Origin of the sequence: Chryseobacterium sp. CFS15 (assembly GCF_031118795.1) — a bacterium.
GTDB lineage: Bacteria > Bacteroidota > Bacteroidia > Flavobacteriales > Weeksellaceae > Chryseobacterium > Chryseobacterium indoltheticum.
The window spans coordinates 375,669-390,383 of record NZ_JAVHYL010000004.1 but is presented as its reverse complement, the minus strand read 5'-3'; the positions used below and the strand labels follow the sequence as shown (position 1 = coordinate 390,383).

The following is a 14,715-nucleotide window of genomic DNA, read 5'->3' as shown; positions in this document are numbered from 1 at the left end:
TTATTTGGTGGAACGTATTAATTCTACAGAAAATCTTGCCCTGCAATTGTCAACTGAGACGGTTCTTGTTCCTCTGATTTTGTTTGGCGATATTTCATTAAGCAGGACATTCATGTCTACCTGTTTTTTTGCTGTGGAATCGGTTTTGAAATTAAGTTTGATTTCATTATTCTCAAATTTACCTGAATATAATCTTACCAAATTATTGTTACTGATGATTTTTGTAAATAGCTGTATAGAATCGCTGTCGAATTCCCAAGTGTCGGTACGCTGATCTCCCACTACATAATCGCTGCAGTTCGATTCCGTACAGATTACTTTGCCCGTCCACGCTCCGGAAATTTCATCAGACCATTTCATAATTTTTATTGAATCTGATTTTTTATGATTAAAAATGCTGTCTCTCATTTTTAGTAAAGATTGGTATTCAGCTTCTTTTTGTGCAAATGATTTTTCTTTATTCAGTAATTCCTGTTCCCTCAGCGCTAAATCGTTTGCTTTGTCTTTGTTGTCGCAGCTAAAAAGTACTGATAAGAATGAAATTAAGAGTATTGATTTTTTCATAGAAGTAAGTTGTAGCCTAAATGTACAAAAAATCAAGAATATTTGTTGTGTTTTTTGGCTTTGGATAGGTGTAATCTTATAAAAACGCATAAAAAAAGCTCTCTGAAATAGAGAGCTTTTTGGTAGTCTATAGGAGAATCGAACTCCTGTTGCAAGGATGAAAACCTTGAGTCCTGACCACTAGACGAATAGACCAAATTTTGAGTTTGCAAAAATATTAATAAATTTTTAAACTTCAAAATTATAGGGGTTATTTAAAGTTCTTCTGAATTACGGTGTTTTTTATTCCCTTGCTTTCCAATTCTTTTTGAAGTTTTACAGCATCTTCCAAGGTATAAACTTTTCCGTAGGTGTAGTAGAACATTCCGTTAGATTTGTTTCGGTCTACGTCTTTCAGGGTTTGAAGAATATAAGAATTTGCGCTTAGTTTGTCTTTTCCTACATACACTTCAATGTTATAATAACCAATGCTCAGTTTCTGATTTGGCATGAATCCAACCGCATAAGAGTTTCTGAAACCTGCATCTTTAGCTGTTTTAAGGTTGATATCTTTTACAGAAGCCATATTGGTAACGCCGTAATAGTATTTGTACAATCCGTTTTCTTTGATAGGAAGAATATAATTCAATCCCTTCAATTCAGGATCTCCATCATTGTATTTTACAGGCATGGTCATCAATAAAATTCTGAAGTCGTTCTTCAATGCTACTTCTGCCGGTTTTTCAGGTTCCGGTTTTCTTGTAATGACTTGTGCACCTGTTTTTCTGTCAACCGCTTTTTTGTAATCAATAATCGCTTTATAGATATTTTCTGCTGTTTCTACTTGTCCTCTTTCGGAATTTAAGAATGCAGCATCGTCATAATTATTAACGAATCCTGTTTCAATAAGGATAGAAGGCATGGCACTTCTTCTTAAAATGTGTAAGTTTTCTTGTTTTACACCACGAGAAAAACGACCGCTTTTTTCAAAGTTTCCTTCTACGAAACTTCCTACGATCAAGCTGTTTTCGAGATATTTACTTTGCTGTAGTTTTAAGGCAATTAAAGATTCTGGTGAAGACGGATCATAAGAGGCAAACGTTTCTTTATCTTTTTCATCAAGATAAATTACACTATTTTCCTGTTTTGCCACTTCAAGGTTTTCTCTGTTTTGAGCAGGACCTTGTACAAAAGTTTCGGTACCTCTTGCAGTTGCAGAACGGCTAGGCGAAGAGTTTACGTGTACAGAGATAAATAAATCTGCTCTGCTTCGGTTCGCAGTATTGGTTCTGTCTGTCAAAGAAGGGTATTCGTCTATTTTTCGGGTATAAATAACTTTGAATTCTTTGTTTTTCTCAAGCATTGCTCCCAATTTCAGCACAATTCCCAACGTTACATGTTTCTCCTGAACAAGACCCAGATCGGGATAATTTCTGTTGGCTCCGTTATCGCTTCCCCCATGCCCTGCATCTAAAACTACAGTGAATTTTTTTTGTGCAAAAGTAAAAGAGGTGAAGAATATCAGTAGAAATGCTAAAATTGTTTTAAAATTTAGTTTGTACATCATACAGTTATAAAAATTATATTAATTTTGAGCCAAATTATACAGAACAAAATTGGACAAAACCGTCTTCAAAAATATATTACAATTTTTAATTATCCTAATTTTTAACAGTTTTTTAGCACAGGAAGGTCCTAAAAAAGTAGTTAAAGCTACGATAATTAATGATACTATTTCCAAAAAGGATACCATAGCTGCACCCAAAGAATCTCTAGACGCTGTAGTAGATTATAAAGCTGATGACATTCGTAGAGATGTTCCGAAAAGGATGATTTACCTGAATAAAAATGCTCAGGTAAAATATCAGGATATGCAGATAGATGCAGATTATATCTCGATCGATGAAGAGAGAAGCCTGGTTTTTGCCCGTGGAAAGCTAGATTCTTTAGGCAAAGTATTTGAGCTTGCTCAGGTGAATCAGGCAGGGAAAAAGTATGAAGTAGAAAGCTTTAATTATAATACGAAAACCAGAGAAGCAATTGCTTATAACGCAAGAACTGAGGAAAGTGAAGGATTAATTGTAGCCGATAAAACCAAAAAATACAACGATTCTGTCTTCGTGATGCGACATGCAGAGTTCACGACCGATACTTATTATATAGAAAAAAAAGACACAAGACCCGATTATCACCTTTTGGCATCTTATATCAAAATGCAGAAAGGAAAAAACAGTTCGTCATTAATTGTAGGTCCGTCACAAATGTACATCGAAGATGTTCCAACACCTTTGATCTTGCCGTTTGCGATTTTGCCGTTTTCAAGTAAAAGATCTGCAGGAATTTTGATTCCGAGTTTTGGGGAAAGAGAAGATGTCGGTTTTTTCCTTAACGGGATAGGATATTATCAGCCAATCGGAGAACATTTCGATCTGAAAGTTCTGGCAGATATTTATACAAAAGGAAGCTGGACGATAAGACCTGAAATGAATTATCTTAAAAAATACCGATATTCAGGTAATTTCTCAGCAGATATCGGAAGCACCGTAAGAGGAATTAAAGGTCTTGATAATTACAGTAAAACAGGAACATACAGAATTGCTTGGAGGCATACTCAAGATACAAAAGCAAACCCTTTCCTTACATTTTCTGCATCCGTAGATGTCACGAGTCAGACATTCTACAACAATACGGTGAACAACAACTATATTTTGGATCAGAGTGTTTTGAGGACTCAGCAAAACTCTACATTGACGCTTACCAAAAGATTTCTGAAACTTCCGGCAACCATTACCGGTACAGCTTCTTATTCTCAGAATTTTGCTACCGGATTGGCAGATTTGCGTTTACCACAGATGAATGTTGCGATCAATCAGTTTTATTTATTTAAGTCTAAAACCGGTGTAAGATCCGGATTATTAGAAAACATAACGGTAAATACAGGCTTGAACCTTTCTAACTTTGTAAGTACAGAAGAAGGAGAGCTGTTTACCGACGCCATGTGGGATAAATTACAAACAGGATTAAAAAATAATATTGCATTAGGAACCAATACGACTTTTGCCAAGTATTTTACATTTAGTTTGTCAGCGACAATTGATAATGCTTTAACAACAAAAACGCTTACCAAATATTATGATCCTGTACAGAATATAGAGGTTGACCAGATCAATAAGCAAATTGCAGGATACAGTATATTTTCTACATCTGCAAGTGTGCAGACTCAGTTGTACGGAATGCTCAACTTCAAAAAAGGATCTACAATAGAAGCGATACGACATATGGTGACACCAAGTATTGGCTTCACATATTCTCCTGATTTTGGCGGTGAGCAATTCGGATATTTCAAAAATTTCTATAATGCTAATGGAGCTTTAACGCCATATTCTATTTTTGACAGAGGAATTGTAGGAACGCCGACGACGGGAATGGTGGGAGCCTTAAGCTATAACATTGGTAACAATATCGAAATGAAGGTAAAGTCTAAAAGTGATTCTACCGGAGTGAAAAAAATGAAGATTTTCGAATCTTTAAATATCAGCGGGAATTACAACTTTGCTGCAAAAAGCCATCCATGGTCGATTATTTCAGTGAGCGGGCAGTCTTCTTTCTTCGATAATAAACTAAGCGTAAATACAAGTTTATCTATTGAGCCATACAAGATTTTATTTGCTCCGGGATCAGATACAGGTATTAGAACAGAAGATTTCGGTTCGTTTAGTGTACAAGGCTTCAATGTGCAGCTTTCTTATCCTTTAAGCAGCGAACTGTTTGGAGAGAAAAAAGATTACGCCAAAACCTATTCGCAAAAAGGGGAAATCAGAAACGAGAATTACTTCTTTGATGATGATAACTATGCACACTTTGATCAGGCCTGGACCCTGAATGTGAATGCCAATTATCAATATTCGAGAAACTTAACGAGAACCGCTAATAAAATAGCATCCATCGGTCTGGATGGAAGCTTAAAGCTTACTCCTTACTGGAATATCAACGGAAGTACGCATTACGATATGGTGACGAAGGAGCTGGCTTACACAAGAATAGGTTTCTCAAGAGATCAGCGTAGTTTTACCATTAACTTTAACTGGGTTCCTTTTGGGCAATATAAAGTGTATGATTTCTTTATCGGAATTAAAGCAAATATATTAAGCGATGCATTGAAGTATAAAGACAGAAGTTTTACTCAGCCTAATGCACCTTTCTAAAGTCATACTGATTTTACAATATAAATTTTATCTTTGCACCCAAAATAAAGTATATTCAAATCGTAAATGATTTGGTATGATTTTTAAAGTAAATAAATCTATATATGAAAACAATCATCAACACAGTTAATGCTCCTGCAGCTATTGGTCCTTATTCTCAGGCAAATCTTGCCAACGGAGTTTTGTATATCTCTGGTCAGATTCCTGTAGATCCTGCAACGGGTAAATTGGTAGAAGGAATTGAGAAGGAAACACATCAGGTAATGAAAAACCTTGAAGCGATTCTTACAGAAGCAGGCATGACGTTTAAAAATGTTGTTAAAGCGAGTATTTTCCTTAAAAGTATGGATGATTTTGCGGTAATGAATGATATTTATGCATCTTATCTTGATGCTGAAAGCTTCCCGGCTCGTGAGACTGTACAGGTTTCTTGTCTGCCAAAGAATGTTGATATCGAAATTTCTATGATTGCACATCAGGATTAATGAGTTTTATAAGAAATACATTTGCGGTTTTGGTAGGTCTTGTGATTGCAGGGCTTATAATCACTCTTGGTATAAGGGCTTTTCCTAAGTGGGTTACCTTTGATGCATTTGCTCCGTTTGAGCATTGGCAGAGATTTTTAGAAAGCATGAAAAATAACGATGCCTTTTTTGGCTTTCTGCTTTTTATTTCTGGGCTTGGTACTACTGTAGGTGGCGTTGTTACTGCGATGATTGTAAAATATGCAAAAGTAGCTTATGCGATTCTTATTGGTTTCATCATGCTTTTTATTGCAATGCTTGATGTAATTATTCTTCCTTATCATCCTACATTTTATAAAATTTCTATTTTTCTTGTCTTTTTTCCATTTGCATGGATGGGAGGTAAAATCGTTGAGGTGATTTATGAAAGGAATAAAAAGAAAATAATTGCTGAAAAAATGAATAGAAAGTAATTTTAAAAAACATAAAAAAACGCTGCAGATTTTAAAGTCTGCAGCGTTTTTTGTTTAGTGTTTGTTTCTACTAAGGCATTTTGAATCCTCTTTGATAACCTCTTCCGTAATCATCCATATATTTTATCTGGCCTGTTCCTGTGAATTTATTTAATAAGTTTTCTACATCTTTCTGAGAATTTACTGGCTTACCGTTAATTTCTGTAATGATGTAACCGTCAACGATACCCGCCTTAGCGATTTCGCTTCCTTCCACTACATTTTTAGCAACAACTCCGCTGCTTAATCCATAGTAAGCTTTCGTTCTGTCATCCAGACTTTGGAACTCGGCACCTATTTTTTCGGTAACGCTTAGATCGGCTTTAGTTCTGGCAGAAGTTCCACCTTTTTGATCTCTCAGGGTAACGGTTGACGTTGTCTCTTTTCCGTTTCTTGTATAGGTCACCTGTACTTTGTCACCTGGTCTTTTACTTCCGATGGCAACAGAGAGATCAGCAAAATCTGTAATGTTGACTCCATCAATTTTAGTAATGATATCACCAATTTTCATTCCTGCATCCTGTGCACCACTATTGTCTGGAAGTCCAATAATATAAACTCCTGAACCCGGTTTTATATTGGTTTTCTTTTCTTGGTTGTAAAAAGCAACTTGCTGATCATTTGATAGATCTAAAGAGTTTACACCTAAGAAACCTCTTTGTACAATACCGAATTTCTTGATATCCTCAATGATTTTTCTTGCTAAATTCGCCGGAACAGCAAATCCGTATCCTTGATAATATCCGTTTGTTGATGAGATCGCAGAATTAATTCCAATTAAATCACCATTCACATTCACCAATGCTCCTCCTGAGTTCCCGGGATTAATAGCGGCATCAGTTTGTATAAAGCTTTCGATTGGATTTGTTGCTTTTCCCTGTCCGCTCAGAATTCCTATTCCTCTTCCTTTAGCAGAAATAATTCCCGCTGTAACTGTAGAATTCAGTCCAAGCGGATTTCCTACTGCTAGAACCCATTGTCCAACTTCAATATTGTCAGAATTGGCAAAGTTTAAATAAGGCAAACCTTTTTCTTCGATTTTCAATAATGAAATATCGGTGTTGGGATCTGTACCTACCAATGTTGCGATATAGGATTTTTTATTGCTTAAAACAACTTCAAGCTTATTGGCTCCCGCCACAACGTGATTGTTTGAAATAATATACCCATCAGGAGAAATAATCACTCCCGATCCTAACCCTGAAGGCATATTCTCTGGTGCTTGCTGTTGTTTTTGTCTTTGTTGACCTTTCCCTCCAAGAGGATCACCAAAAAAGAAGTCAAACAAATCCTGCTCAGAAGCTCTGCTTGATGCCCTGTTTTGATAATTTTTAATCGTAACAACAGCTGGTACGGTCATTTTAGACGCTTTCACAAAATCATCACCCACGGTTGCAGTATTCATCCCTACAAAAGAGGCGTTATTTGATTTGGTAAAATAAGATTGATCCCCGTTATTAGAATCGTGAACTAAATATTGTTGTACGCCAACAGTAGTAGCTCCTGATAGGATTCCCACAACGGCAAATGGTAAAAGTTTTTTAAAAGTACTCTTCATTGTATGTTTTCTGTTTTAATTATTGTATTGTTGAACACAAATTTACTGTTAAATAAGTATGCAATTACTATGCTGTGTTACCGTTTTAACTAAAATTTAACGAGTATTGTGTCATTTTATATCTTAAGTCATAATTTACGAAGTATTATTAACAAAGCTTAAGAATTAATTAAAAAAAATACTGACAATTTTACCACTTCAGGAATATCCTAGTGATAATTATCACTTTGATGAACTCAGTTTAAAAGTATTATCTTTGCAGAAATATTTTTCTCACTTAAAACGTTTATAGCATGCAACTGTATAACACCTTAAGCGCAGAAGAAAGAGCTCAGCTTATTGATGAAGCCGGTAAGCAACGCCTTACTTTGTCTTTCTATGCGTATGCCAAAATTGAAGATCCCAAAAAATTTCGCGACGAATTATTTATAGCCTGGAATGCACTTGATGCATTGGGTCGTATCTACGTTGCGCATGAAGGAATTAATGCTCAGATGAGTATTCCTGCAGATCAATTTGACGATTTTAAAAATACGCTGGAAGCCTATGATTTTATGAAAGGCATTCGTCTCAATGTAGCTATTGAGCAAGACAACCATTCTTTCTTAAAATTAACAATTAAAGTTAGGCATAAGATTGTTGCCGATGGACTGAACGATGATACTTTTGATGTGACCAATAAAGGAATTCACCTTAAAGCACAAGAATTCAATAATTTGCTTGAAGACCCCAATACGATTGTCGTGGATTTTAGAAATCATTACGAAAGTGAAGTCGGTCATTTTGAAGGCGCCATTACTCCGGATGTAGAAAACTTCAGAGAAAGTTTACCGATTATCAACAAACAACTTCAGGATTTTAAAGAAGATAAAAATCTGCTGATGTATTGTACCGGAGGAATCCGTTGTGAAAAAGCCAGCGCTTATTTTAAACATCAGGGTTTTAAAAATGTTTTCCAATTGGAAGGTGGAATTATTGAATACACCCGTCAGATCAAAGAAGAAAATATAGAAAGTAAGTTTATCGGTAAAAACTTTGTGTTTGATCATCGGTTAGGTGAAAGAATTACCGACGATATTATTTCACAGTGTCATCAATGTGGAAAGCCTTGTGATAATCATACCAATTGTGCCAATGATGCGTGCCATTTGCTTTTTATACAATGTGATGACTGTAAGACGGCAATGGAAAACTGTTGTTCAACAGAATGTTTAGAAATAACGCATTTACCAGTAGAAGAACAAGTCGCACTAAGAAAGGGATTGCAGGTAGGAAATAAAGTTTTCAGAAAAGGAAAATCTGATGCTCTGACCTTTAAAAAATCAGGTGATTTACCCAATAAACCTTTAGCGAAAGTTGATTCAAAAAATATTCGTCAGAAGATTGCTGTCAAAAAAACGCTGCTCGGAAAAGCTGAACATTACTACACAAAATCAAAGATTGCCCAGTTTTTAATTGAAAATAATGAAGTTTCAGTTGGAGATAAGATTTTAATCTCTGGTCCTACAACCGGTGAACAGGAAATTACAATTACCGAAATGCTGGTTGATGGCAGCTCTTGTGAAACAGCAAAAGCAGGAGATCAAATTACTTTTGAGCTTCCGTTCAGGGTTCGTCTGTCTGATAAGATATATAAAATTTTAGGATAGAAATTTCTCAGGTTTATAATAATATAAAGTTTGCGCTCCATATGAGTGCAAACTTTTTTGTTGAATTAAATGTTGTTGGAAAACTCCGTAGGATTTTCATCTGTGTAGATAAATACTGCAACAAAATTTGGAGCTCCGTAGAAGCGCTATCTCTAAAATGGCTTTGTATAAAGCTGTTTTTTGTAAATTTGAGAATGAAAAAATCAGAAATCAGAAAAATATATCTCGAAAAAAGAAAAAATCTGTCACAAGATGTGGTTTTCCTTTTGTCTGAAAGAATTTTTGAAAATTTCATCAATTTTTTTAAACCGGTTTCCAACCAGAGAGTCCATATTTTCATTCCGATTGAAAAATTTAAAGAAATAAATACCCAGATTTTTATTGATTATTTTCTAAGCAGAAACATAAAAGTGTTTGTTCCTAAAATTGTCGATACAAAATTAATTTCTGTTGAAATTTTCTTCGACACTCAATTTGAAACCAATAATTGGGGGATTTCAGAGCCTGTTTCAAATGAAGATTCGGAAGTGCTAGATTTTGATTTTGTGATTACTCCTTTGCTTTATTGTGATTTTAAAGGGAATAGAGTAGGATATGGAAAAGGTTTTTATGATCAGTTCTTTAAAAATATTTCAAAAAATTCAAAAAAAATCGGAGTTAATTATTTTAACCCCGATGATATAATTGATGATGTCCGGGAAAATGATATCCCCTTAGACTATCTTGTGACAGCTACTGATGTGCTGTCTTTTTCTGTTAAATCAGAATAGAATTTAATAAAGTAAAACTTAAATTCTTTATTTTTTTCTGTCGCTTTAGAGACAAGCGTATATTGTGCACTTCTTTCGAAATTTCCTATCGATTTATTTTTATCGCCAATATATTCCACATTAAACTTTGCGAAATCTAAGGTGTCTTTATCATTAATTTTCTTAAAAACATTAATGTTGCTCACTTTCACTTTTTTTACTTTAAGGCTTTCAAGTTCTTTAAACAGCCCGTGAAAAGTAGTAGAATCAGATTTTTGAAAATATTTTTCAATTTTTGAGTAAATAGCAGTGTCTATTTCTGTCTTTTTATTTCCGGAAAGGTAAAGCGTAGACAGATCAAGCACATCCTGTACTTTTTGCAGAGTAATAGAATTAATCGCTTGCGTGCTGTCCATCGGGACATTGATATTGTTTGTGTTTCTTAATTTTTCAAGATCGCTTATATTGTTGTGTTCTTCTTTTTTTGTGCAGGCGGTCATAATCACGCCAAGAAGTATCGTTAAAAACAAAAAGTTATTTATTGTTTTCATGGTTTGAGATTTTAAATTTGATAGATACTATTTTTCCTTTATCTTTTTTCATTTCGATTACGTTCAGGTTCTTTAGTGAAGTGGTAGGTGTCGTTACCAAAGTAATATAATCCTGCTTATCTAAAGTTTCAAGGCCGTAGATATCACTGTCATAAACCTGCGTTATTGTAGCCATATTGCTGATGAGATTTTCCAGCTGCTTTCTTTTCTGTTTGATAAGCTGTTCAGAGTTTTCTCCGTTAATATCTTTTATAGAGAAATAATAAAGTGCCATTTTATAATCATCAGGCTTGAGCTCTATTGTTTCATTTTCAGGAGCATTCTCCAGATTTCTGTTGACCTCAAGATCTTCATAAACCGTAGAGCTGATCAGCATTTTCAGTGTTTTGTCTTTTGTTGGATATCTGAAACATTCACCTGGTTTTATTCTGTATAAAATCGGAGATTCATTTTCTTTGATTACTTTAATCTCAATATCACGCTGAACGTTTAGATTTCTGTCGGCATCTGTAAAGCAATAGACATAAGTTTTTTGAAAAATTTCATCTTTAAAACCCAAAAGACCCAATAAAGTTACAAAAACCAATGTTGCAGCAATCCATGCAGTCCTTTGATGATTCTTTTTTAAAGGTTTTATTTCTGATCTTTCAGCAATTTCCGAAATAGGTTGTTTTTTTTCAATTGGCTGATTTTCAATATTGTTGTTTTGTAAAACAGTGTTTTCTTCACTGTTAAACTCCATCTTTTTAGGTTCGGATTCGGTTTTAGGTAAGTTTAATGCGCTCGAAACTGTTTTTTCTAATTCTTTCAGTTCTTCATCACTCAGATCCTTTTCATCACTTAGTAATTCTCCGGCAAAAAGATGCTTCTTCTTAAAATCGTACCAAGAGTCGTAACCTGCATAAATACTCAATAAATTGAGCATGTCGATACGAGGTAATTTTGATACAGGAGATGATTTAAAATAAGTGTAAAAAGATTTTTCACTGATGTTCCCTTTGGCTTTTTTCCTAAGGTCTTCCTGAAAATAGATGATATCAATACCCTTCCACTTAGATATTTCATCATAAGAAGGGGTGTATTCTTTCAAATATTGAGCTTGAACGTCCTTTTTGAGCTGCTCAAAATGTAAGAGGTCTAAATCTGTCACTTTATAAAAAAGTAGTTAAATTGTTGATTATCAGTTTTGTTTATTTGTAAAACGATTTTACAAAGTTATTACAATTATTTTTCATAAACAAATTTTATATCTGCTATACCTTTGTCTTGTTCAAATAACCGAACAGAGAAAAAGATTTAAAAAACAATATTAACAAAATTAAATTTAATTTATTATGAAAAAGTCATTATTCGTAGCTGCTATCGCTGCTATCTCTTTAGTTGCTTGTAAGAAAGGTGAAGCTACAACTGGTACTAACGATTCTATCGAGAACAACGCTGATTCAATCCAGTCTGGTTTAGATTCTACTGCTGATGCTCAAAAAGATTCTATCAACACTACAACTGATATGAAGAAAGATAGCGTTGAAGCTAAGTCTGATTCAGCTAAAGTTAAGAAATAATTCTAGCTACTGCTACAATAAAAGAACCGTTTCGCTTAGCGAGACGGTTTTTTTATGTCTTATCGTTTAAGATTTCTTTTGTCTTAAAGCTTCATAGCAGGTAATGGCTACGGCATTACTCAAATTTAAGGAGTCAATACTTCCTGTCATTGGTATTAATGTATTTTCACCTTTCCCAAACCAGAAGTTACTCAATCCCGAGTGTTCAGTACCAAATAAAACTGCTGAACGCTTTTTGAAATCTCGCTCAAACATATCTTTTGAAGTCTCATCCATTATGGTTGTATAGATGTTGAAGCTGTTTTTCTGTAAAAATTCGTAGACCTCATTGTTGTCAGCCTGAAAAACGGCCATTCCAAAAAGACAACCTACACTAGATCGGATAACATTTGGATTGTAAAAATCTGTTTTTCCGTTAGCAACGATCAAGGCATCAATTCCAAAAGCTTCACAGCTTCTTAAGATTGCACCCAGATTTCCGGGCTTTTCAACGCCTTCAACAATAATTATGGTTGAGTTTTCTTTTGGTTTAAAGCTATTAAGAGGAGCTTCTCTGGTTTTATAGATTCCGATGATCCCTTCTGAACTCCCACGATACGCAATTTTCTCATAAACCTTATCATTGACAAAGTGAATTTTTTCTTTAGGAGTCTTTCCTTTGAAAATATTTTCGCAGATAAAAAATTCTACGGCTTCAAAATGATACTGCTGAGCTCTTTCGTTTTCCTGTTGCCCTTCTACCACAAAAACTCCCGACTTTTTACGAAAGCGGTTGTCTGTAAGGAGTTTGGTAACGTGTTTTATCTTTTCGTTCTGGAAACTTTCGATGATCATAAGTGGTAAATGATTGATAATTGATGCAAAAATAATTTTTAAAAATCATTTATCAATTATAAATCATTATTTATACCATTGATCAAGCTTTGTGGAAGCTCTTTCTTATTTTTAATTCCTAGAGATTTTAATTTCTGGGTCTGAGCAATCAGATTGTCATTTCCGGTAGAAAGCTGCTTGAAAGCATCTGTATAAACATTTTTTGCCTGGTCTAAATTCTTCCCAACTTTTTCAAGATTTTCTACAAAGCCGGCAAATTTATCATATAATTTAGCACCGCGATCGGCAATTTCCATAGAATTTCGGTTTTGATATTCTCTTTTCCAAAGATCGGCGATCAGTTTTAAAGAAGTGATCAGGTTGCTCGGGTTTAAAAGTAAAATTCTCTTTTCGTAAGCAAAATTCCAAAGGTTTTGATCGGCCTGCATTGCAGCAATATAAGCCGGTTCACTTGGGATAAACATCATCACAAAGTCGAGCGATTTCCCATAATCATCGTAAGCTTTTTGGCTCAATTGGCTGATGTGGGTTTTTATGGATGATAAATGCTGGTTGACTTTTATTTGATAAATATCAGAATCTGTTTCGTCCACCAATTCAGTAAAAGCGGTCAAAGAAACTTTAGAGTCAATGATTACATTTCTTTCGTCAGGATATTTTACAACTGCATCCGGACGCATTTTTTTGCCCGAAAATTCTGAAAATAAAGCTTTGTTATCTTCGTCTCTGAGCTCGTGCTCCAGAAAATATTCTCTTCCTTTTACCAATCCCGATTTTTCCAGAATACTTTCCAGGATCATTTCGCCCCAATTTCCCTGAGTTTTACTTTCTCCTTTCAGGGCTTTGGTGAGTTTTTTAGCATCTTCGGAAATTTGTTGGTTGAGCAGAGCAAGTTCTTTTACTTTTTCAGCAAGGGAAAAACGTTCTTTGTTTTCCTTTTCGTAAGCTTCATTGACTTTATTTTTTAGATCATTGATTTTCTCCTGAAAAGGTTCAAGAATATTTTTTAGATTATTTTGATTAACGGTTGTGAATTTTTCTGTTTTTTCTTCTAAAATCTTGTTGGCCAAATTTTCAAACTGAAGTTTTCCTTCTTCCTGAATTTTTTTAATTTCTTCTTTCTGAGTTTCTAGTGATTGATGTAAACCTTCATTTTGAGCAGTTAATTCTGAGTTTTTAGCATATAAATGCTGTTTTTCATTCAGAATCGATTCAATTTGAGTATTTTGCTTTTGATTTAAAAGTTTTTGCTCATCAAACTGAGTCTGAAGAAAAGTGTTTTCTGCTGAAATTTTGGAGAATTCATTTTTAAGATCATTTAAAAGATCAGACTGTTGAAGATTAAAATCTTTTTCATTCTTAATGGCTTGATCTAAATCCTGAATTTTCAGATTTAAGTTCTCTAAATCTGCTTTAGTTTTAATATTTAAATAATTGAGTTCATCATAAGAACTTCTTAGAACCATAGATGACTTCAAAATAAAATAAATGAGAACTGCGCCAATAATAGCTCCGGCAAAACATCCAATGATCAGGTAAGTGATTTCCATTTCTCAAAATTACGAAAAGAAAATATTTGTGGTTTGGGAAAATTTTAAATTATTTCCTTCGGCAATTTGGGAATAGTAAAATGTTTGTTTCAGCGGAAGAGAAAAAACCCTTTCTTCTCTGAGTATCTTATTGATGTCTTTATTACAGTAATTAATAGTGAAATATGGAGTTTTAAAATCTTCCGAATTAATTTCTATTTCCCTGATTAAATTTTTGTTTTTGAAAAAGTAAAATCTTGTTTTATTTAAATCTAAAGTTTTAGGATCAAAATTTAAATCCAGACTTTTTTTAATGTCATAAGCGGAAATTTCAACACTTTCATTTCCTCTAATATACTGGAAATAATCCCAATCAAAATTGGTGATTTTACTGAGATCAAACTGCTGAAGTTTTTTTGTTTTATGATAAATTTCAGATTTAGTTTTTAGTTGCGAATAGAAGTTATCCTCAAAACTATTACATGAGACACTAATAAAAGCTACAATTAAAAGAATTGGAATTCTTAACTGCTGTAGAATTTTTATCTTTGAATTCATA

The 14,715-nt window shown here is 34.1% G+C and carries 14 protein-coding genes and 1 tRNA gene; 6 read left to right on the top strand and 9 right to left on the bottom strand.

What is annotated here, in order from left to right:
• The 3 genes from OH814_RS08905 to OH814_RS08895 all read right to left on the bottom strand — a co-directional run bounded on the left by OH814_RS08905 (position 1) and on the right by OH814_RS08895 (position 2,107).
• Entirely contained in the window at positions 1-564 is a 564-nt protein-coding gene (locus OH814_RS08905) for a hypothetical protein (protein ID WP_308827916.1), read from the bottom strand.
• A 120-nt stretch (positions 565-684) separates the two neighbouring features.
• Positions 685-759 (bottom strand) — tRNA-Glu (locus tag OH814_RS08900).
• A gap of 55 nt (positions 760-814) precedes the next feature.
• Positions 815-2,107, bottom strand: a complete 1,293-nt coding sequence (locus tag OH814_RS08895) for an N-acetylmuramoyl-L-alanine amidase (protein ID WP_076557408.1) — start codon at positions 2,105-2,107, stop codon at positions 815-817.
• Positions 2,108-2,159: 52 nt separating this feature from the next.
• On the opposite strand from OH814_RS08895, the gene OH814_RS08890 reads away from it, so the two are divergent.
• The 3 genes from OH814_RS08890 to OH814_RS08880 all read left to right on the top strand — a co-directional run bounded on the left by OH814_RS08890 (position 2,160) and on the right by OH814_RS08880 (position 5,685).
• Entirely contained in the window at positions 2,160-4,748 is a 2,589-nt protein-coding gene (locus OH814_RS08890) for a putative LPS assembly protein LptD (protein WP_076557410.1), read from the top strand.
• Positions 4,749-4,852: 104 nt separating this feature from the next.
• On the top strand, positions 4,853-5,233 hold the full coding sequence (locus OH814_RS08885; RefSeq protein ID WP_066679870.1) for a RidA family protein: 381 nt from the start codon (positions 4,853-4,855) through the stop codon (positions 5,231-5,233).
• Complete coding sequence (locus OH814_RS08880; RefSeq protein WP_076557412.1) at positions 5,233-5,685, top strand: hypothetical protein; 453 nt, start codon at positions 5,233-5,235, stop codon at positions 5,683-5,685. Before OH814_RS08885 ends, OH814_RS08880 begins: the two co-directional genes overlap by 1 nt.
• Positions 5,686-5,755: 70 nt before the next feature.
• On the opposite strand, the gene OH814_RS08875 is transcribed toward OH814_RS08880, so the two are convergent.
• Positions 5,756-7,282 (bottom strand): trypsin-like peptidase domain-containing protein, encoded by a 1,527-nt coding sequence (locus tag OH814_RS08875; RefSeq protein ID WP_076557415.1) that lies wholly within the window; start codon positions 7,280-7,282, stop codon positions 5,756-5,758.
• Positions 7,283-7,575: 293 nt separating this feature from the next.
• On the opposite strand from OH814_RS08875, the gene OH814_RS08870 reads away from it, so the two are divergent.
• Both OH814_RS08870 and OH814_RS08865 read left to right on the top strand, forming a co-directional pair.
• Positions 7,576-8,931 (top strand): rhodanese-related sulfurtransferase, encoded by a 1,356-nt coding sequence (locus OH814_RS08870; RefSeq protein ID WP_308827915.1) that lies wholly within the window; start codon positions 7,576-7,578, stop codon positions 8,929-8,931.
• A gap of 194 nt (positions 8,932-9,125) precedes the next feature.
• Positions 9,126-9,701 (top strand): 5-formyltetrahydrofolate cyclo-ligase, encoded by a 576-nt coding sequence (locus OH814_RS08865; RefSeq protein WP_308827914.1) that lies wholly within the window; start codon positions 9,126-9,128, stop codon positions 9,699-9,701.
• On the opposite strand, the gene OH814_RS08860 is transcribed toward OH814_RS08865, so the two are convergent.
• The gene (locus OH814_RS08860) at positions 9,650-10,231 is read right to left on the bottom strand and encodes a hypothetical protein (protein ID WP_115620458.1); all 582 of its coding nucleotides are present in this window, start codon (positions 10,229-10,231) and stop codon (positions 9,650-9,652) included. The genes OH814_RS08865 and OH814_RS08860 overlap by 52 nt on opposite strands.
• Positions 10,215-11,381: a hypothetical protein gene (locus tag OH814_RS08855; protein ID WP_279196682.1), complete on the bottom strand. Its 1,167-nt coding sequence runs from the start codon at positions 11,379-11,381 to the stop codon at positions 10,215-10,217. The genes OH814_RS08860 and OH814_RS08855 overlap by 17 nt, the downstream gene beginning before the upstream one ends.
• A 184-nt stretch (positions 11,382-11,565) precedes the next feature.
• Here OH814_RS08855 and OH814_RS08850 point away from each other — a divergent pair, with 184 nt between their 5' ends.
• Complete coding sequence (locus OH814_RS08850; RefSeq protein ID WP_308827913.1) at positions 11,566-11,793, top strand: hypothetical protein; 228 nt, start codon at positions 11,566-11,568, stop codon at positions 11,791-11,793.
• A gap of 66 nt (positions 11,794-11,859) precedes the next feature.
• Here the strand turns inward: OH814_RS08850 and OH814_RS08845 are convergent, their stop codons facing one another.
• The 3 genes from OH814_RS08845 to OH814_RS08835 are packed head-to-tail and all read right to left on the bottom strand — an operon-like array spanning position 11,860 to position 14,714.
• Positions 11,860-12,627: an RNA methyltransferase gene (locus OH814_RS08845; RefSeq protein ID WP_308827912.1), complete on the bottom strand. Its 768-nt coding sequence runs from the start codon at positions 12,625-12,627 to the stop codon at positions 11,860-11,862.
• 56 nt (positions 12,628-12,683) lie between these two features.
• The gene (gene rmuC / locus OH814_RS08840) at positions 12,684-14,177 is read right to left on the bottom strand and encodes a DNA recombination protein RmuC (protein WP_308827911.1); all 1,494 of its coding nucleotides are present in this window, start codon (positions 14,175-14,177) and stop codon (positions 12,684-12,686) included.
• Positions 14,178-14,186: 9 nt separating this feature from the next.
• The gene (locus OH814_RS08835) at positions 14,187-14,714 is read right to left on the bottom strand and encodes a hypothetical protein (protein ID WP_308827910.1); all 528 of its coding nucleotides are present in this window, start codon (positions 14,712-14,714) and stop codon (positions 14,187-14,189) included.
• Position 14,715 lies beyond the last annotated feature (1 nt).